General features: G+C 68.7%; 7 protein-coding genes. 4 read left to right on the top strand and 3 right to left on the bottom strand.

Going from position 1 to position 19,464, the window contains the following annotated elements; all coding sequences use genetic code 11:
- Position 1: 1 nt before the first annotated feature.
- Positions 2-1,354: a 3-oxoacyl-ACP reductase gene (locus CQY20_RS05440; RefSeq protein ID WP_097938765.1), complete on the bottom strand. Its 1,353-nt coding sequence runs from the start codon at positions 1,352-1,354 to the stop codon at positions 2-4.
- 45 nt (positions 1,355-1,399) lie between these two features.
- Between CQY20_RS05440 and CQY20_RS05435 the strand changes: the two genes are divergently transcribed.
- The 3 genes from CQY20_RS05435 to CQY20_RS05425 all read left to right on the top strand — a co-directional run bounded on the left by CQY20_RS05435 (position 1,400) and on the right by CQY20_RS05425 (position 5,028).
- Complete coding sequence (locus CQY20_RS05435) at positions 1,400-2,698, top strand: acetyl-CoA C-acetyltransferase (protein WP_097938763.1); 1,299 nt, start codon at positions 1,400-1,402, stop codon at positions 2,696-2,698.
- 381 nt (positions 2,699-3,079) lie between these two features.
- Entirely contained in the window at positions 3,080-4,378 is a 1,299-nt protein-coding gene (locus tag CQY20_RS05430) for a sensor histidine kinase (protein WP_371871034.1), read from the top strand.
- Positions 4,375-5,028: a response regulator transcription factor gene (locus tag CQY20_RS05425; RefSeq protein WP_097938759.1), complete on the top strand. Its 654-nt coding sequence runs from the start codon at positions 4,375-4,377 to the stop codon at positions 5,026-5,028. The genes CQY20_RS05430 and CQY20_RS05425 overlap by 4 nt, the downstream gene beginning before the upstream one ends.
- 83 nt (positions 5,029-5,111) lie before the next feature.
- Here CQY20_RS05425 and CQY20_RS05420 read toward each other — a convergent pair whose 3' ends face one another.
- Positions 5,112-6,947 carry an acyl-CoA dehydrogenase gene (locus CQY20_RS05420; protein ID WP_097938757.1) on the bottom strand — a complete coding sequence of 612 codons (1,836 nt, stop codon included), beginning with the start codon at positions 6,945-6,947 and terminating at the stop codon, positions 5,112-5,114.
- Positions 6,948-7,192: 245 nt separating this feature from the next.
- Here CQY20_RS05420 and CQY20_RS05415 point away from each other — a divergent pair, with 245 nt between their 5' ends.
- Complete coding sequence (locus CQY20_RS05415) at positions 7,193-8,287, top strand: NAD(P)H-dependent amine dehydrogenase family protein (RefSeq protein WP_097938755.1); 1,095 nt, start codon at positions 7,193-7,195, stop codon at positions 8,285-8,287.
- Positions 8,288-8,294: 7 nt separating this feature from the next.
- Here the strand turns inward: CQY20_RS05415 and CQY20_RS05410 are convergent, their stop codons facing one another.
- Positions 8,295-19,313 (bottom strand): type I polyketide synthase, encoded by an 11,019-nt coding sequence (locus tag CQY20_RS05410; protein WP_097938753.1) that lies wholly within the window; start codon positions 19,311-19,313, stop codon positions 8,295-8,297.
- Positions 19,314-19,464 lie beyond the last annotated feature (151 nt).

Raw genomic sequence — 19,464 nt, 5'->3', positions numbered from 1 at the left:
CCTACGCCCCGAGCCACGCCTGCCCGCACACCCGAATCGTGTTCGCGGTGACGGCGTTTGAGGCGGGGCTGGCGAAATAGGCGATCGTCTCGGCGACGTCCACCGGCTTGCCGCCCTGGTACAGCGAGTTCAGCCGGCGACCGACTTCCCGGGTGGCCAGCGGGATGGCCTCGGTCATCTTGGTTTCGATGAACCCGGGCGCGACGGCGTTGATCGTGATGCCCCTCTCGGCCAGCTTCGGCGCGAGCGCCTCGGTCAGGCCGATCATCCCGGCCTTGGTGGCCGCGTAGTTCGTCTGGCCGCGGTTGCCCGCGATACCGGCCATCGACGACAGGCCGATCACCCTGCCGTTATCGGCGAGCGTGCCGTTGTCGAACAGGCCCTCGGTAAGGCGCAGCGGCGCAAGCAGATTGACGGCGATCACCGCGTCCCACCGCGCCTCGTCCATGTTGGCCAGCAGCTTGTCGCGGGTGATGCCCGCGTTGTTGACCAGGATGTCGAGCCGGCCGTCGTAGTTGTCGCGGACATGCTCGGTGATGCGCTCGACGGCGTCGTCGGCGGTCACGTCGAGCGTCAGTGCGGTGCCGGCCACCTTGGAGGCGGTGTTGCCCAACGCCTCATGGGCCGCCTCGACGTCGACACAGATCACCTTCGCACCGTCCCGGGCGAACACCTCGGCGATGGTGGCGCCGATCCCTCGCGCCGCGCCGGTGACGAGCGCGGCCTTGCCCTCCAGCGGCTTGTCCCAGTCCGCGGGCGGCGCCGCATCGGCGGGTCCGACGCGGAACACCTGACCGTCGACGTAGGCCGACTTGCCGGACAGGATGAACCGCATCGTCGACTCGAGGCCCGTCGCCGCGGGCTTCGCGTCCGGCGACAGGTACACCAGCGACACCGTGGCGCCTCGGCGCATCTCCTTGGCCAGCGACCGGGTGAAGCCTTCCAGCGCGCGTTGCGCGATCCGCTCGTGCGGGTTGCCAGCCTCCTCCGGAGTCGTGCCGACGACGACGACGCGACCGCACGGCCCGAGGTTGCGCAGCACCGGTGTGAAGAACTCGTAGAGCGCCTTCAACCCGGCCGGTTCGGTGATGCCGGTGGCGTCGAACACCAACCCGCCGAACGAATCCGCCCAACGCCCGCCGATGTTGTTGGACACCACGTCGTAGTCCTCGGCGAGCGCGGTGCGCAACGGTTCGACGACGCGGCCCTCGCCGCCGATCAGCAGCGAACCGGCCAGCGGCGGATCGCCGGGCCGGTAGCGGCGCAGGTTCTCCGGTTGCGGGATGCCAAGCTGCTTGGCGAGGAAGCTTCCCGGCGCCGAATGAACGATCTGTGAGTACAGGTCGGTAGCCATGACATCAAACTTACTCCTGAGTAATAAGGTGCGTAAGATGGCCCCATGGCCAACACATCGAGCAGGCGGGTCGCCATTCTCGGCGGCAACCGAATCCCGTTCGCACGCTCGGACGGCGCGTACGCAAACGCCTCCAACCAGGACATGTTCACCGCCGCGCTGGGCGGCCTGATCGACCGCTTCAATCTGGCCGGGGAGACGCTCGGCGCCGTGATCGGCGGCGCCGTCCTCAAACACAGCCGCGACTTCAACCTGATGCGCGAATGTGTGCTGGGCAGCTCGCTGTCCTCCTACACGCCCGCTTTCGACATCCAACAGGCGTGCGGCACCGGCCTGCAGGCCACCATCGCCGCTGCCGACGGGATCGCCGCGGGCCGCTACGAGGTGGCGGCGGCCGGCGGCGTCGACACCGCCTCCGATGCGCCCATCGCGTTCGGCGACGACCTGCGCCGGGTGCTGCTCGGGCTGCGGCGCGCCAAGTCCAACGTGGACCGGCTCAAGCTGGTGGGCAAGCTGCCCGCGGCGCTGGGCGTGGAGATCCCGGTCAACAGCGAGCCCCGCACCGGCATGTCGATGGGTGAGCACGCCGCCATCACCGCCAAGCAGATGGGCATCAAGCGGGTCGACCAGGACGAGCTGGCCGCCGCCAGCCACAGGAACATGGCCGCCGCATACGACCGCGGCTTCTTCGACGACCTCGTCACCCCGTTCCTCGGGCTGTACCGGGACAACAACCTGCGGCCCGATTCGTCGGCCGAGAAGCTTGCCAAGCTCAAGCCGGTGTTCGGGGTGAAGTCCGGCGACGCCACGATGACCGCGGGCAACTCAACGCCGCTGACCGACGGCGCGTCGGTGGCGCTGCTGGCCACCGAGGAGTGGGCGTCGGCGCACGCCATCGAGCCGCTGGCCTACTTCGTCGACGCCGAGACCGCCGCGGTGGACTACGTCAACGGCAAGGACGGCCTGCTCATGGCGCCCACCTACGCCGTGCCCCGGCTGCTCGCCCGCAACGGGTGCAGCCTGCAGGATTTCGACTTCTACGAGATCCACGAGGCGTTCGCGTCGGTGGTGCTGGCGCACCTGCAGGCCTGGGAGTCCGAGGAGTACTGCAAGGAGCGGCTGGGCCTGGACAAGGCGCTGGGCAGCATCGACCGCTCCAAACTCAACGTCAACGGGTCGTCGCTGGCCGCGGGGCACCCGTTCGCCGCGACCGGCGGGCGGATCGTCGCGCAGTTGGCCAAGCAACTAGCCGAGAAGAAGAAGGAGACCGGCCAGCCGGTGCGCGGCCTGATCTCCATCTGCGCGGCCGGCGGCCAGGGCGTCGCCGCCATCCTCGAGGCGTAGGAGAAATTTCCGACGCGGCTGTAACGGCCCCGCCGCCTCGGTCGATACACCGGATAGCTCCGTGTTGTCGTCTGACCCCCCGACCCGACGGCAACACGGGGCGACTACTTTTGCCTGCGTTTCGCCGCCGGCAGCCGGTGTATTCGGCGCCGAAATTCCCTCTGGTGTGGCGGCCATCACAGGCGTACGATCGTTCGCACGACGGGTTCGGGAGTGACTGATCCGAAGAGTCGGCAAGAGGTGAAAGCCGACCGCGCGAGACTAATGTGACGCGCCTCAAGTGTCCTCCCGAACCCGCCTTTTTGTGCCCGGTGGTGTGGCTAGCCACACCATGAAAGCTCGGGCCACCACCATGGCGCGCGGCGCCGCCGCCGGACGACTATGGTTGCTGTGACCGCAACGATGACTTCCTCTCCCGACTTGTCGGCCGAATCGACTTGGGCCGCAACGCTTCTCACGCCCTTCCGGCGCGAATCCTGGCGAACCTACCTGTACTTCGTGCTGATCAGCGTGCTCGCCGTGGTCGGTGTCGTCTTCCTCTTCGGCGCCGGGCTCGCGTCGGGACTGCTGCTGGTCACACTGGTCGGGATCCCGTTGCTGGCGCTGGTGGTGATGAGCGGGCGCGGATGGAACCATCTGCACCGGTCGCTGGCCCGGCTGACCGGCGCGACGATCGACGCGCCGCCGCGCTTTAAACGACCGGCGGGCCGCCTGCAGACGATCGTCGCCGCGCTCACCGACGTGGTGGGCTGGCGCAGCCTCGGCTACCTGACGCTGCAGGCGGTTCTGATGACGCCGATCGGCTACTGGGTCATCGTCGGGCTGGCGGTGTCCGTGGTGCTGATGGCGTCCCCAGTGATCTGGCTGGCGATGGGGGAGCCGTTTGTCACGCTGGGCCAGCCGGTCGACTCGCTGGGGGCCTACCTGCTGCTCGCCGTCGGCGGCGCCGTCGCGCTGTATGCGATCGGGTGGCTGATGCTCGGGATCAGCCGCGCGCACATCTGGCTGACCCGCACCCTGCTCGGCCCGACCGAACGTGAGCGGCGGGTTGTCGAACTGGAGCGGGCCCGCGCCGGCGTGGTCGACGACTCCGCCGCCACGCTGCAGCGCGTTGAACGCGACCTGCACGACGGTACCCAGGCGCGGCTGATCTCGGTGGCGATGACGCTGGCGCGCGCCGACGAGCATCTGGCGTCGGCCGATGTGGCGCGCGGACGCGAGCTGGTCTCCGACGCGCTGGCCAACACCAAAGACACCCTGACCGAGCTGCGCGATCTGGTGCGCGGAATCCGGCCGCCGGCACTGGATCTCGGCCTCGGCGCGGCGATCGAGACGCTTGCGGCCCGCAACCCGGTCCCGGTCGAGGTGCATGTCGACCTGGTGGTGCGGCCGTCGATCGGGGTGGAGACCATGGCGTACTTCTGCGTGGCCGAACTGCTGACCAACGTGTCGCGGCACGCCAATGCCAGCCAAGCCGTCGTGCGGGTCACCGGAGACGCGAACGAATTGCGGATCACCGTGTCGGACAACGGCTCCGGCGGAGTGCAGATGGGTAAGGGGTCCGGGCTGACGGGTCTGCGGGACCGGTTGGCGATGCTCGACGGCCGGCTGCAGATCCACAGTCCCGAGGGCGGGCCGACCGTCGTCACCGTGGTGGTGCCGCCGGGAGACGGTCAGTGACCCGCATCGCGATCGCCGAGGACAGCGCCATCCTGCGCGACGGCCTGGCGCAGCTGCTTGTCGAGCGCGGTCACGACGTGGTCGCCAAGGTCGGCACCGCCGACGAATTGCTGGACGCGGTAAGCGATCTCACCCCCGACGTCGCCGTCGTCGACATTCGGATGCCGCCGAGCTTCACCGACGAGGGTTTGGTGGCGGCCGTGTCGCTGCGCCGGTCCCATCCAGACGTCGGCGTGCTGGTGTTCTCGCAGTGGGTCGAGACCCGCTACGCCACCGAACTTCTCGCGGGCCGCGCGGAGGGCGTCGGCTATCTGCTCAAGGACCGGGTGACCGACATCGCCGAATTCGACGCGGCGGTGCGGCGCGTCGCGTCAGGCGGCACGGCGCTGGACCCCGAGGTGGTGCGCCAGTTGCTCGGCAGGCAGCGGACTTCGTCGACGCTGGACCGGCTCACCGCACGCGAACGCGAGGTGCTCGCACTGATGGCGGAGGGGCACTCCAACACCGCGCTGGCGCAGCATCTTTCGATCACCGAGCGGGCCGTCGAGAAGCACGTGTCGGCCATCTTCACCAAGCTGGGGTTGGCGCCGTCGCAGGCGCAGCACCGGCGGGTGATGGCGGTGGTCACCTACCTGAACTCCGGGGCCTGAGCTCCGGAGCCAGAACTTTCGAGCGACGCAAAAGGCCCCCGGGGAAGAGTCCCGGGGGCCTTTTGGCGAGGCGGTTCAGAAGGCTAGAAGGCCGCCTCGTCGAGTTCCATGATGTCGTTGTCGATGTTCTCGATCACCTGGCGCGTGCTGGTGAGCAGCGGCAGGAAGTTCTTCGCGAAGAACGACGCCACCGCGACCTTGCCCTCATAGAAGGCGCGGTCGTCACCGCTGGCACCGGCGTCGAGCGCATCGATGGCCACGGCGGCCTGCTTGGCCAGCAGCCAGCCGATCACGAGGTCGCCGACGCTCATCAGGAAGCGCACCGACCCGAGGCCCACCTTGTAGAGCTGGGTCGGATCCTCCTGCGCGGCCATCAGATAGCCGGTCAGCGACGCCGCCATCGCCTGGACGTCCTCCAGCGCGGTGGCCAGCAGCGCACGCTCGGCCTTGAGCCGGCCGTTGCCGGCCTCGTTCTTGACGAACTGCTCGATCTGGCCGGCGACGTGCGCCAGCGCCACACCCTTGTCGCGGACGATCTTGCGGAAGAAGAAGTCCTGCGCCTGGATGGCCGTGGTGCCCTCGTACAGCGAGTCGATCTTGGCGTCGCGGATGTACTGCTCGATCGGGTAGTCCTGCAGGAAGCCGGAGCCACCGTAGGTCTGCAGGCTCTCGGTGAGCTTGGCGTAGGCCTGCTCCGAGCCGACACCCTTGACCACCGGCAGCATCAGGTCGTTGACCCGCTCGGCCAGCTCGGCGTCCACATCGTGAACGGCCTTGGCGACCGCGGCGTCCTGATAGGTGCTGGTGTAGAGGTACAGCGCCCGCAACCCTTCGGCATAGGCCTTCTGGGTCATCAGGCTGCGACGCACATCGGGGTGATGCGTGATGGTCACCCGCGGCGCGGTCTTGTCGGTCATCTGCGTCATGTCTGCGCCCTGCACGCGGTTCTTCGCGTAGTCCAGCGCGTTCAGGTAACCGGTCGAAAGGGTGGCGATCGCCTTGGTGCCGACCATCATTCGGGCCTGCTCGATCACGTCGAACATCTGCGCGATGCCGTCGTGCTTCTCGCCGACCAGCCAGCCCTTGGCGGGCACACCGTGCTGGCCGAACGACAGCTCGCAGGTGGCCGAAACCTTCAGGCCCATCTTGTGCTCGACGTTGGTGACGAACACACCGTTGCGCTCGCCGAGCTCACCGGTCTCGAAGTCGAACAGGAACTTCGGCACGAAGAACAGCGACAGCCCCTTGGTGCCGGGGCCTGCGCCCTCGGGGCGGGCCAGCACCAGGTGGAAGATGTTCTCGAACAGGTCGCCGGAGTCGCCCGAGGTGATGAAGCGCTTGACGCCGTCGATGTGCCAGGAGCCGTCCTCCTGCTTGATGGCCTTGGTGCGGCCGGCGCCGACATCCGAGCCGGCATCGGGCTCGGTCAGCACCATCGTGGAGCCCCACTCGCGCTCTGCGGCGATCTTGGCCCACTTCTTCTGCTCGTCGGTGCCGAGGCGGTACAGGATGTTGGCGAATCCCGCGCCGCCGGCATACATCCACACCGCAGGGTTGGCGCCGAGGATGTGCTCGTGCAGCGCCCACATGAGCGCCTTTGGCATCGGCATGCCGCCGAGCTCTTCGTGCAGGCCGACCTTGTCCCAGCCGGCGTCGAGCACGGCGCGCACCGACTTCTTGAAGCCCTCAGGGAGGGTCACCGAGTGCGTCTCAGGATCAAAGGTGGGCGGGTTGCGGTCGGCGTCGGCGAACGATTCTGCGATCGGGCCTTCGGCCAGCCGAGCCATCTCACCCAGCATTTCGTGGGCGGTTTCCTTGTCCAGGTCGGCGTACTCACCTTCGCCCAGGGCCTTGTCGACGCCGAGTACCTCGAACAGGTTGAATTCCTGATCGCGGACATTGCTCTTGTAGTGGCTCACGATTCCTCCTCGATGAGAACGCCACCTGCGGTTGGGTACTTCGGGCTAAGTTACCCACCAGTAACTGGACCCAATATACCGCTCGGTAACTTCAACACAAAGCGGGCGCGAGCAATTTCCATCAGCTAAGCAACCGGGTGGTTGATTGGGCCCCGGATAACCGGCGAAAACGCTCGTTGACGTCGCGCTTTACCAGTTTGTGATACCCGCCACAGGCCAGTCACACCAACCACTAGGGTGACCTTATGCAACAGCGCATAGTCGTCTGGGGAACGGGCAACATGGGGTCGACGGCCATCCGGTCGGCGCTGGCATTTCCGGGTCTGGGGCTGTCCGGCATCATCACGTCGTCGGAGTCGAAGGTGGGCATGGACGCCGCCGACTTCGTCGGCCTGGACACCCCGACCGGCGTGGTGGCCACCACCGACGTCGACGCCGCGCTGGCCGACTGCGACGCGGTCGCCTACATGGCCTCCGGTGACATCCGGCCCGACGAGGCCGTCGCCGACATCGAGCGGTGCCTGCGCGCGGGCAGGCATGTCGTCACGCCGTCGCTGTACTCGCTCTACGACCCGCGCTCCGCGCCCACGGAGTGGGTCGAGCGGCTGACCGCCGCCGAGGAGGGCGGCGCCACCTTGCTGGTCAGCGGCGTCGACCCGGGGTGGGGCAACGACGCGCTGGCCGTCACCGCGGCCGGCCTGTGCACCCGGATCCGGTCGATCCACTGCCAGGAGATCTTCGACTACTCCACCTACAACCAACCGCACGCGGTGAAGGTGCTGTGCGGCTTCGGCGCTCCCATGGGACCGGACGACCCCGTGCCGATGATGCTGCTGCCGTCGATCCCGACCATGGTGTGGGGCGGCAACGTGCGGCTTATCGGCCGCGGCCTGGGCATGGAGATCGACGAGATCACCGAAGAGGTGGAGCGCCGCCCGCTCGACGAGTCCGTCGACACCGTGATGGGCCGGTTCGAGAAGGGCACCCAGGGCGCCTTCTGGCTGAAGGTGATCGGCAAATCGGGCGGACGCGAGCGCGTCGTCATCGACCACATCACCCGCATCCATCCGTCCTGCGCGCCGGACTGGCCGCAGCCCGACCAGGGCGCGGGCGATCACCGCGTGATCATCGACGGCGATCCCGAACTGAGCATCGTGGTGCGCGCCGACGTGCCCGGTGGGACGCGCGCCGACGGCGGCAACACCACCGCGACGAACCGGCTGCTCGGCGCCATCGGGTGGCTGGCGACGCAGAAGCCCGGCATCTACGACGGGCTCGAGGTGCCGTTGCACCCGCCGCTGCCGCCCGACGTGGAGGCGCAGCGGTGGGCGATCGACTAGCGGGCGACTAACCGCTCGTCGTCTCGGCCTCGGGTTGGGGCTCTGCTCGGGGCTCTTCCGGCTCGGCGTCCGGCAGCTGGCTCACCAGGTACTCGGCGAGGCCACCGATGGTCGGGTAGTCGAACACCGCGGTCGCGTTGATGGTGAACTTCCCGCCGAACTGGCTGTGCAGTCGGTTGCGCAGTTCGATCGCCATCAAGGAGTCGGTGCCGAGGTCCAGGAACCGGCTGGACGCGGCGGGTGGTTGTGCGAGCCGCAGGAAGTTCTGTACCTCGCGCTGCAGGAACTCGGTGACGAAACCCGCGCGCTGCGGCACCGGGATCTCCATCAACTGCTTCAGCAGCTCGCTGTCGCCGGTGGCTTCCCCTGCGGCACTGGGCAACACGAGATCCAGGATCGGCGGCCGCGACGCGCCCAACAGTTTCGCGGCGCGTTGCCAGTTGGCGTTGACCACCGTTGCCTGCCCGGTGCCGTTCGCGACCACCGCGGCCAGTGCGCTCAGTGCCGCCGACGGCTGAAGCGGAATCAGGCCCTGCGCATTGAGATTCGCCTTGGCCGCCTCCGACGAGGCCATGCCGCCCTCGGCCCACGGGCCGAAGTTGATGCCGGTTGCGGGCAACCCGTGCGCGCGTCGGCGGGCAACCAGGCCGTCGAGCAGCGCGTTGGCGGTCGCGTAGTTCGACTGTCCGGGCGACCCGAACACACTGGACACCGACGAGGAGAGCACAAAGAAGTCCAGGTCGGCGTCGGCCAGCAACCTGTCCAAATGGCAGGCGCCGAACGCCTTGGGCCGCAATGTGGTTCGGAACCGTTCCATGCTCTGCTGCGACAGCAGCGCATCGTCGAGCACGCCGGCCAGATGGACCACTCCTGCCAGCCGCGGCAACTCGGCGTGAATCCGCTCCAGCAGCCCGGCCACCGCGGACTCGTCGCCGACGTCGGCGCTGAACACGTGAATGCGGCAGCGGTACTGGTCGGTGATCTCGTCGATCACCTGTTGCGTGTCCGCATCGGGCTCACGCCTGCTCGTCAACACGATGTCACCGGCGCCCAGTTGCGCGAGATGCGACGCCGTGTGCAGGCCGATGGCGCCCAGCCCTCCGGTGATCAGGTAGCTGCGATCGGGTTTGGGCTGCAGCGGTTGCGGCATCTGCAGCACGATCTTGCCGATGTGCCGCGCCTGCTGCATGCGCCGGAACGCCGCCCGCGCTTCGGTCAGCGGGTAGATCTCGGCGGGCAACGGCGTCCACACGCCGGTGGCCAAGCCGTCGGACACTTCGGTCAGCAGGCCGCGGATGCGTTCGGGTTCGCCGAAGGCCACCGTGTCCAGCGCGACGATCTCGTAGGCGATGTCGGGGCGGACCGCCGCCATCTGCTCGTGGGTCCAGATGTCGCGCTTGGCGATCTCAGCGAATCGACCGTTCTGCGCAGTGGCCCGCACGGTCGCCTCGAGGAAGCCCTCGTTGGTCAGGCTGTTGAGCACGACGTCGACGCCGGCGCCGCCGGTGTCGGCAAGGATCTGGTCGGCGAAATCCGTTGTGCGCGAGTCATAGACGTACTGCACGCCCATCTTGCGCAGCGTCGCGCGCTTATAGGTGCTCGCTGTGGCGAAGACGACGGCGCCGTGCTGCTGTGCCATCTGGATCGCGGCCAGCCCGACACCGCCGCTGGCGGCGTGGATGAGCACCCGGTCACCCGGCTTGAGCTGCGCCCAGTCGAACGCGAGGCGCGCCGTCAACGCCGCGGCGGGAATAGTCGCCGCCGCAACGGGATTCAACCTATCGGGCACGGACGCCACCAGCTGGGCGGGCACATTGAACCGGCTGGCGAACGCACCCTGCATGAAGCCGTAGACGCGCTGGCCCACCTCGAGGCCGGTGACGCCGTCACCAAGCTGCGTGACGACGCCTGCGAAGTCTCCCCCGATCGGACCCGGATCGCCCGGATAGAGGCCGAGCACGTTGAGCACATCGCGGAAGTTGAGTCCAGCGGCCTCGACGCGGACCTGGACGTAGCCCTCGCCGGGCGGCGGGACGTCCGCCTCGACGATGCGAAGGTTGTCGATCGCGCCGCGCTCGGTCGGCGCCAGCACGTAGTCGGTCGACCGCGGCACCGTCAGATGACCGCTGCGCGACCACGGCAGCAACCGCGACGCCAACAGCTTGCCTTGCCGCAGCGCCAATTCCGGCTCGTCGACCGGTGTGGCAAGCAGCCGGGTCAGCGTGCGCACGACATCGTCGGAGCCGTCGGAGTCGAGGAGTCTGCAACGCAGCGCAGGCTCCTCGTTGATCGCGGTGCGCGCGAAGCCCCACAGCGCCGACTGCACAGGATCGACCGGCTCACCGGACTCGCACGCCACGGCCCGCTCCGTGACGATCCACAAGCCGCCGGGCAGCTTCAGCTGACCGCCCTGCACGGCGTGCACGGCGCTGAGCAGGTGGGCGATCTCGGCTTCCAGCCGCTCGCCCACGTCAGCAGTGGACTCGTCGGCCGACGGCGCGGCACTGCGCCACACCACACCGGCGAACGGCAGGCCACGGTCGTGTGCCTGGGTCAGCACGTCGCCGAGCGGCTGCGGATCCGCGGATGGATCGAACGGAATGCAGCCGGTCACCGCGGCAGCCAAGGAGTCGTACCCGGCGATCAGCCAGGTGCCGCTGACGGTTTCGACGTCATCGCTGTCAGCAGGCGGCGGCACCTCGTGCCAGCCGACCGTGTACAGCAGCCGGGTGGCGTCCCCGCCGAGCCCGCGCAACAACGCCTCTCGCGGCGCACGCTTGACCGTGAACTCGCGGATTCCGCCCAGCGGCCTGCCGCTGCGATCGATGAAATCGAGGTCGAAGACCTGCGTCTCGCTGTCCAGCGCGCTCTGGTGCCAGCGCGCACGGCAGTAGAACCGCCGCGGCATCTTCTCGCGCAGCGTCACCCGCCCGTACCGCAACGGCAGGAACAGGTCGTTGACGCCCTGCTCGGCGGCCAGCAGCGCGGGGAAAGCGGGGAACGCCACGCCGGTACACAGATCCATCAGGACCGGGTGCATGGGCTCGGCACCGAGGTTCTCGGCGAGTTCGTCGCCGACGGTGATGTCCCCGATCGCCTGACCGTCGCCCAGCCACAACGACTTCAGCGAACCCGACCAGTTCGGCCCCCACGCCAGTTCCATGTCGGCGAAGGTGTCGAACAGCTCCTGCGGACGCAGGCGCTCCATCCGCTCGATCGCCGCATCGACCGGGTCGTCCCCCGCCGAAGCCGGATCGGCAGTGCCCTTCACGACGGTCCCGTCGGTGCCCTTCACCACGGTTCCGTCGGCATTCAGCGACCAGTCGGACTCACGATCGCCGTACGGGCGGCTGTGCACCTGGAAGCGCCACTCATCGCCGGTGTCGGACGGATGCAGGGTCAGCTGCACCTCGCGAGAACTCTTCTCCGGCAGGATGATCGGCTCGTAGAAGAACACATCCTTGACGTGCGCGGGCGTGCCGACAGCGGCCAGCGCCATCGCCGCATAGGTGGCGCCGGGAACGACGACCGTGCCGTAGATGACGTGGTCGGCCAGCCACGGCTGCGATCTGACCGACAGCCTGCTGGTGTACACAGAGTCGCCGGAGGCGAGATCCTTGGCGTTGCCGAGAATCCCGGACACCGCAGGGCCGTCCAGCGCGATGCTGGACGTCTTCGGCCAGAAGCGGCGGCGCTGGAACGGATAGGTCGGCAGCTCGAGCCTGCGGCGCGGACGCCGGTGCAGCCCGGCCCAGTCGGGCCGATGACCGCTGACATAGGCGGCGGCCAGCGCGTCGGCGATCTGCCGTCGATCGTCTACGCCCTTGCGCAGCGACACGATCGCGCGCGGCGCGGCCAGGTGCTCCGGCCACACCTGCACGGCGGCCCCGGTCAGCACCGGCTGCGGGCCGATCTCCATCAGCACGGTGCAGCCCAGCGCCGCCACCGTGCGCACGCTCTCGGCGAACTGCACCGGCTGGCGGGAATGTCGCCGCCAGTACGTGGCATCGATCGGGGCCTGCGTGGTCAGCACCGCGCCGGTGCGGTTACACACCAGCGGCAGCGTCGGCGGCGCGAACTGCAGCTGCGCCGCGAACGACTCGAATTCGTCGAGCACCGGATCCAGCAGTTCGGAGTGGAATGCATGGCTGGTTTCCAGTGGCGTGCAACGGATACCGTCGTCGCTGAACCTCTCGACGATCTGAGCCACGTCCAGGCCCGGACCCGACACCACGGTGTTGGGCCCGTTGTAGGCGGCCACCGACACCCGCGGGTATTCGCTTGCCACCTCCTCGACCTGCTTGGCGTCGGTGAACACCGCGGCCATCTGCCCGCCTTCGGGCAGACTGCCGAACAGCCTGCCGCGTTCGGCGATCAGTCGGGCCCCGTCCTCGAGGCTGAACACCCCGGCCACGCAGGCCGCGGCGTACTGGCCGACGCTGTGCCCGAGCACCACGTCGGGTTCGATGCCCCACGACTGCCACAGCCGGGCCAACCCCATCTCGACGGCGAAGAGCGCGGGTTGCGCAAAGGAGGTGTGCCGCAACGCCTCGCCGGCCTCCCGGTCGACGGCGAACATCACCTCGAGCAGCGGGCGGGCGAGAATACCGTCGACCGCATCGGCGCACCGCTTTACCGTCTCAGCGAAAACCGGTTCGCTGTCGAACAATTCGCGCGCCATCCCGGGATACTGACTGCCCTGGCCGGTGAACAGCCACGCGGTCGTCGGCGCTTCGGTGCACTCGCCCCGCGCGACCCCTGGACGGAGCCGGTTCTCGGCCAACTCGGTCAGCAGTTCCCGTGCGCCCTGCACAGAGTCGACGACCAGGGCGCCACGGTGCTCGAAATGGGAACGACCGACGCCCGCCGTGTAGCACACGTCGGCGATGTCGACTTTCGGATTGGCGTCGAGCCAGTCCGCGTACCGTTGCGCCAGCGCGACCAGCGCCTCAGGGGTACGCGCCGACAGCGGCAGCACGGCTAGCGGCTCCTTGCCATCCGGCTCACCGCCGGCGACATTCGGCTCGGCGCCTGCGTCTTCCGGCGAGTATTCGTCCGCGGTGGCCGACGCCGGGGCCTCCTCCAGCAACACGTGGGCGTTCGTGCCGGTGAAGCCGAACGAACTCACGCCTGCCCGGCGCGGCCTGCCGTTGGACTGCCAGGGCTTGGCCTCGTTGACGACCCGCACCGGCAGCGCGTCCCACGGGATGTGCGGCGACGGGTTCTCGAAGTGCAGGCTCGGCGGCAGCACCTCGCGCTGCATCGACAACACCACCTTGATCAGCCCCGCTGCGCCCGAGGCGGATTCGAGGTGACCGATGTTGGTCTTGACCGAGCCCATCAGCAACGGCCGATCAGGGTCGCGCGACGTGCCGAACGCGGCCGCCGCGGCCTGCACCTCGATTGGATCGCCCAGCGGGGTGCCGGTGCCGTGTGCCTCCAGGTAGTCGACGTCGCCGCCCGACAAGCCGGCGCGCGCAAGCGCGGTGCGGATAAGCCGTTGTTGCGCACCACCGTTAGGGACGGTCAGGCCACTGGAGGCGCCGTCCTGGTTGACGGCGCTGCCCGAGATCACCGCGCACACCCGATCGCCGTCGCGCACTGCGTCGCTCATCCGCTTGAGCACCAGCATGCCGCAGCCCTCACTGCGCACATAGCCGTCGGCGGAGGCGTCGAATGTCTTGCAGCGGCCGACGGGGGACAGCATCCTGGCGCGTGACGCCGCGATCACCGTCACCGGACTCAGCAGCACATTCACACCGCCTGCCAGCGCCATGTCGCAGTCGTCGGAGCGCAGCGCCTGGCACGCCTGGTGCACGGCCACCAACGCCGAACTGCACGCGGTGTCCACCGCCACCGCCGGCCCCTCGAAACCGAGCGCGAATGCCACCCGGCCTGAGATGGCGTTGAGCGCGTTGCCGGTGATGAAGTAGGGCTCGATCTTGTCGACCGACTCCGACGACAGCAGGTGTGCGTACTCGTTGGCGGCCACCCCGGCGAAGATGCCGGTTCGACTGCCGCGCAGGGTCGATGGCGCGTATCCGGCCCTCTCGAGGCCCTCCCAGACCGTCTCAAGCATCAACCGCTGCTGCGGCTCGATCCAGACGGCCTCACGCGGCGAGATGCCGAAGAACTCCGGATCGAAGCCGTCGATTCCGTCCAGGAAGCCGCCGAACCGGGTGTAGGTCTTGCCTGCCGTCTCCGGATCGGGGTCGTAGAACTCGTCGATGTCGAAGCGGTCCTCCGGCACCTCGCGGATGGCGTCGACGCCGCCGGAGAGCAACTCCCAGAAGGCTTCCGGGTTGGGCGCGCCGGGGAAGCGGCACGACACCGCGACGATCGCGATCGGTTCGTTCGCAGGTGTCGCGGTCGTCGACACCGGTGCGGTCGCCGCCTTGGCCGGTTCGAGCAGCCCGAGCACATCGCCGAGCAGGTAGTCGGCCACGTCGGACAGGCGTGGGTAGTCCATCACAAGGGTGATGGGAATCTCGCTGCCCACGCCCTGCTCGATGCGGCGCCGCAGTTCGACGGCCATCAGCGAATCCATGCCGAGGTCGAAAAACCCTGCGTCCTCTCGGATCTCGCTGGCGTCGACACGGGTGACCTCTGCGACCGCGGCACGCAGATAGTCGGTCAGCAGCTTCTTGCGCTGCTGCACCGGGGCGTGCGTGAGGCGCTCCACCAACTCGGTCTTTCCGGACGGCGTGACCACGGCCGCGGCCGTCGGTGACACCTCGCGTTCCAACTCCGCCAAAAATGCCCGCCGTCCGGTCTGCTGGTAGAGCGGAAGGAAGCGGGACCAGTCGATCCGGGCCACCGCTCCCTGCGCGGACGAAGCCGTCACCACGTCGGCCATTCCCGCCAGCGCGTCGTTGGGTGACAGTGTCGCGACGCCGCGCTGCGCCAGCCGCGCTCGGGATTCCGCGTCGGCCATACCCGCCGACCAGGGGCCGAAGTTGACGCTGGTCCCCGGGACGCCACGTTCGCGCAGGTGCCATGCCAGCCCGTCGAGGAAGGCGTTGGCTGCGCCGTACGCCGTCTGCCCGAACCCACCCCACACGGAGGCGATCGACGAAGTGCTGATGAAGAAGTCCAGTTTTAGCTCGGCTGCGACGCTCAAATGCCAAGCACCCCAAACCTTCCCGGCGAAGACACGGTCCACTTCGTCGTCCTCGAGGTTGCTCAGCGGGGTGGTCCCGACCTCGCCCGCGGCATGCACGATGCCCGCCAGCGGCGGCAGGTCGGCCCTCACCAGGGCCAGCAGCCGCTCGACGTCGTGCGCGTCGGCGACGTCGGCGGCGACCACCACGACATCGCAGCCGAACTTCTCGCCGAGGGCATCGATGCGCTGCTGCACGGCGTCGCTCGGCGCGCGCCTGCTGGTCAGCACCAGATGCTTGGCGCCCTGCGCAGCCAGGCGCCCTGCGACCTCAAGGCCGACCGATCCGAGCCCGCCGGTCACCAAATACGTTGCGTCGTCGCGGATCTGCAGCGGAGCGCCGCTCGGCGGAGCGGTCCGCCGCACCAGCCGGGGCACGTACACCGCCTGACCGCGCATCGCGATCTGGTCTTCCCGCGCGGCCGAGTCCGCCTGCCCAGCGATCCGGTCGATGAGCCCCGACCACTCGGCGCCGCTGCCCTCGGCCAGATCGGCCAACCCGCCCCACACCTGCGGAAGCTCAAGCGCCGCAGCGCGACCGAAACCCCACAGGCAACTCTGCTCCGGCGCGACGGTGTCGGCGTCGGTGACACGTTGCGCGCCTCGGGTCAGCAACCAGATCGGGCTCCGTGATTCGGCGGCCGCCGCGGCGCGGAACAGCCGCCGCGTTCCACCGAGGACCTGGTGCTGCATCCGCAGCAGCGACCGCATCGAGGCCGAATCCGCGTCGAGGGCAGCCGCATTCACGATGCGAAGATCCGCGCCGTCAGCCACCGCGGTCCGCAGCGCGGCGGTGAGTTCCTCCTGCTGCGCGTCCGACCTCGGCACCCCGACGACCTGATGCCGCTGACCGCGCGCCGTCAGCACGTCGACCAGGCCCGCGATCGCCTGCTGGTCGTCGGAGACGAGGATCCAGGTCAGGTCGGTTCGCGCGTCGACGGTCCCAGCGGACGACTGCTGCCAGACGAACTCGTAGCGGTCGTCGGCGATCGACTGGCTGCCGCGCTGCCGATTATGTTGTGCGGCAAGCCTGGTCAGCACATCGACGGTCCGGCCGTCGTCGCCGCCGTCGAGCAGCGCCGCGAGTTCGTCGATGCGGCCGTCCTCGAGAAGACGGATGGCCTCGGTGCGCGCACCGTTCGCGGCACCACGTTGCTCGGGACGCTGCCGATTGTCGCGGTACCAGTACTGGCGATGTTCGAACGGATAAGTGGGCAGGTCGAGCCTGCGCCCCTGTCGCTGCCCGAAGGCGCCGAAGTCGGGCGTGTGGCCGAGCACGTACGCCTCGGCGAGCGCCTCAGTGATCTGGCGGTGGTCGGCGGTGTTTCGCCGCAGGGACGCGATCGCCCTGGGTGTAGTGGCCGGATCGGGCCACGCCCGCAGCGCGGCGGCGGTCAGCACCGGTTGCGGGCCGATCTCGACCAGCACTTTGCAGTTGAGGTCGGCGAGTGTGCGCACACTCTTGGCGAACTGCACCGGCTGGCGTGCGTGCCGACGCCAATAGGCACCGTCGAGTTTGACGCTCCTGCCGAGGGCCTCACCGGTGCGGTTGTCTATCAGAATGCGCTGCGGGGCAGCGTATTTGATCTGGTCGGCGGCGGCCTCGAAGTCGTCGAGGATGGGATCGAGCAGCGCGGAGTGGAACGCGTGGCTGGTGTCCAGCCAATCACACCGGACACCGTCGGCGACCAATTGCGCGACCGCGTCTTCCAGGTCGGCGCCGGGCCCCGACAGCACGGTGTTGGCGCCGTTGTAGGCGGCGACCGACAGCGTCGGGAACTGGTCGGTGAGCGCGTCGACCTGTTCGGCGGCGGCGAACACCGCGGCCATCCGACCGCCCGTGGGCAGGCTGCCGAACAGGCGACCGCGCTCGGCCATCAGCCGCGCGCCGTCGGCAAGGCTGACGACCCCCGCGACGCATGCGGCCGTGTACTGGCCGACGCTGTGTCCCAGCACCACGTCGGGCTCGAAGCCCCACGACTGCCACAGCCGCGCCAGCCCCATCTCCACCGCGAACAAGGCGGGCTGCGCGTACGACGTCTGCCGCAGCGTTTCCTCGGCATCGGGGCCGTCGACATCGAAAATGACGTCGAGCAACGGCTTTTCGAGAACGTCGGCAACCGCTGCCGCGCATTCCTTCACCGTATCGGCGAACACCGGCTCGGTGTCGAACAGCTCGCGCGCCATGCCCGGGTACTGGCTGCCCTGGCCGGTGAACAGCCACGCGGTCTTCGGGGCGTCATGCGAATCGCCGCGCACCAGGCCGGGCGCCGGCCGGTCATCGGCGAGCGCGCCGAGCAGTTCGACAGCCGACTCCCGTGAATCGACCACCAGTGCCGCCCTGTGCTCCAGGTGCGCGCGCCCCGTCCCGGCGGTGAAGCACACATCCGCGAGGCCGGCCTCCTGGCGGTCGTTCAACCAGTTGCGGTAGTCGGCGGCGAGCCGCACCAGGGCGGCGGGCGTGCGGGCAGACAACGGCAGGATGTTGAACCGGCGGCGAGCGGGCCGCTCGGGCGGCGCCGGCGGAGCGACCGCGGGTTCCTGCGCAGCAGGGGCCTCTTCGAGGACGACATGCGCGTTGGTTCCGGCGAAGCCGAAGGAGCTGATCCCCGCGATGCGCGCCCTGCCGTTGCGCTCCCACGCGGTGGGATCGCTCACCACCTGCACCCGAAGGCGGTCCCACGGGATGTGCGGCGAGGGGTTCTGGAAGTGCAGGTGCCGCGGCAGCAGCTCGTGCTCGAGCGACAGGATGACCTTCATGACGCCCGCGACACCTGCGGCCGCCTCCAGGTGGCCGATGTTGGTCTTCACCGAGCCCATCAGCAACGGTTGATCGTGTGCGCGCCCGGCGCCGAACACCGCGCCTGCCGCTTGAACCTCGATCGGGTCGCCCAGTGAAGTGCCCGTACCGTGCGCTTCCAGGTAATTGACGTCGGCGGGCGCCACTCCGGCGCGTTGCAGCGCCTCAGCGATAACCCGTTGCTGGGCAACGCCATTCGGCACCGTCAAACCACCGGATGCGCCGTCCTGGTTGATGGCGCTGCCGCGGATGACCGCGCGAATGTGGTCGCCGTCGCCAAGGGCGTCCTCCAACCGCTTGATGACGATCACGCCGCAACCCTCGCCGCGTACGTAGCCATCGGCGGCCGCATCGAACGTCTTGCACTTGCCGTCCGGCGCGAGCATGTGCGCGCTGGAGAACGTGATCATCGTCGCCGGAGTGAGCAGGACGTTCGCTCCACCAGCCAACGCGAGATCGCATTCGCCAAGCCGCAGCGCCTGACAGGCCTGATGGATCGCCACCAGCGACGAACTGCACGCCGTGTCGACGGCGACGGCGGGACCTTGCAGCCCCAACCGATAGCTGATCCGCCCTGCGGCCGCGGCGTTGCTCGTCCCGATCGCCATGTAGGCCTCGATCTCGGGATAGGTCAGTTCGTCGGATGCCATTCCGAGGTAGTCATGTGTGGCCAGCCCGACGAACACGCCGGTGTTGCTGTTGGCCAGCGCGGTTGGAGCTGTGCCCGAATGCTCGACCGCACGCCACGCCGTCTCCAGCAACAGCCGATGCTGGGGATCCATCAATCTGGCTTCGCGTGTGGACATGCCGAAGAACGGCGCGTCGAAGCCGGTCACGTCATCGACGAAACCTGCGCGCCGCGTCACGACTTTGCCCGGTGCGCCTGGCTCCGGATCGAAGAATTCGTCGGCATCCCAACGGTCCTCGGGCACCTCCGAAACTGCGTCGCGTCCGTCGCGAAGCACATTCCAGAACTCGTCGGCATCCGGTGCGCCCGGAAAACGCGCTGCATAGCCGACGATCGCGAACCGAGGCGTGGGCTCGATCAGGTGTGTGTCGGATCCCATGCCATTGTCCCTCCCTGCATCGGCGTCAAAATTACCTGCGCTGCGCTGCGATACCTATAGCGTTGATGAGCGACCCCGACGCACACTATGGCATGTGCACCTGTGCCGCGGGGTCCCGCTCACGGGGTGGTGCCGGCGCTCGGGGGACAGC

It is taken from the genome of Mycolicibacterium agri (genome assembly GCF_002553505.1).
GTDB classification, from domain to species: Bacteria; Actinomycetota; Actinomycetes; order Mycobacteriales; family Mycobacteriaceae; genus Mycobacterium; species Mycobacterium agri.
This window is presented reverse-complemented; position numbering and strand designations above follow the sequence as displayed.

Coding starts and splice junctions, on each gene's coding strand:
- CQY20_RS05440 (WP_097938765.1), bottom strand. CDS start 1,354: ATGGCTACCGACCTGTACTCACAGATCGTTCATTCGGCGCCGGGAAGC.
- CQY20_RS05435 (WP_097938763.1), top strand. CDS start 1,400: ATGGCCAACACATCGAGCAGGCGGGTCGCCATTCTCGGCGGCAACCGA.
- CQY20_RS05430 (WP_371871034.1), top strand. CDS start 3,080: ATGGTTGCTGTGACCGCAACGATGACTTCCTCTCCCGACTTGTCGGCC.
- CQY20_RS05415 (WP_097938755.1), top strand. CDS start 7,193: ATGCAACAGCGCATAGTCGTCTGGGGAACGGGCAACATGGGGTCGACG.
- CQY20_RS05410 (WP_097938753.1), bottom strand. CDS start 19,313: ATGGGATCCGACACACACCTGATCGAGCCCACGCCTCGGTTCGCGATC.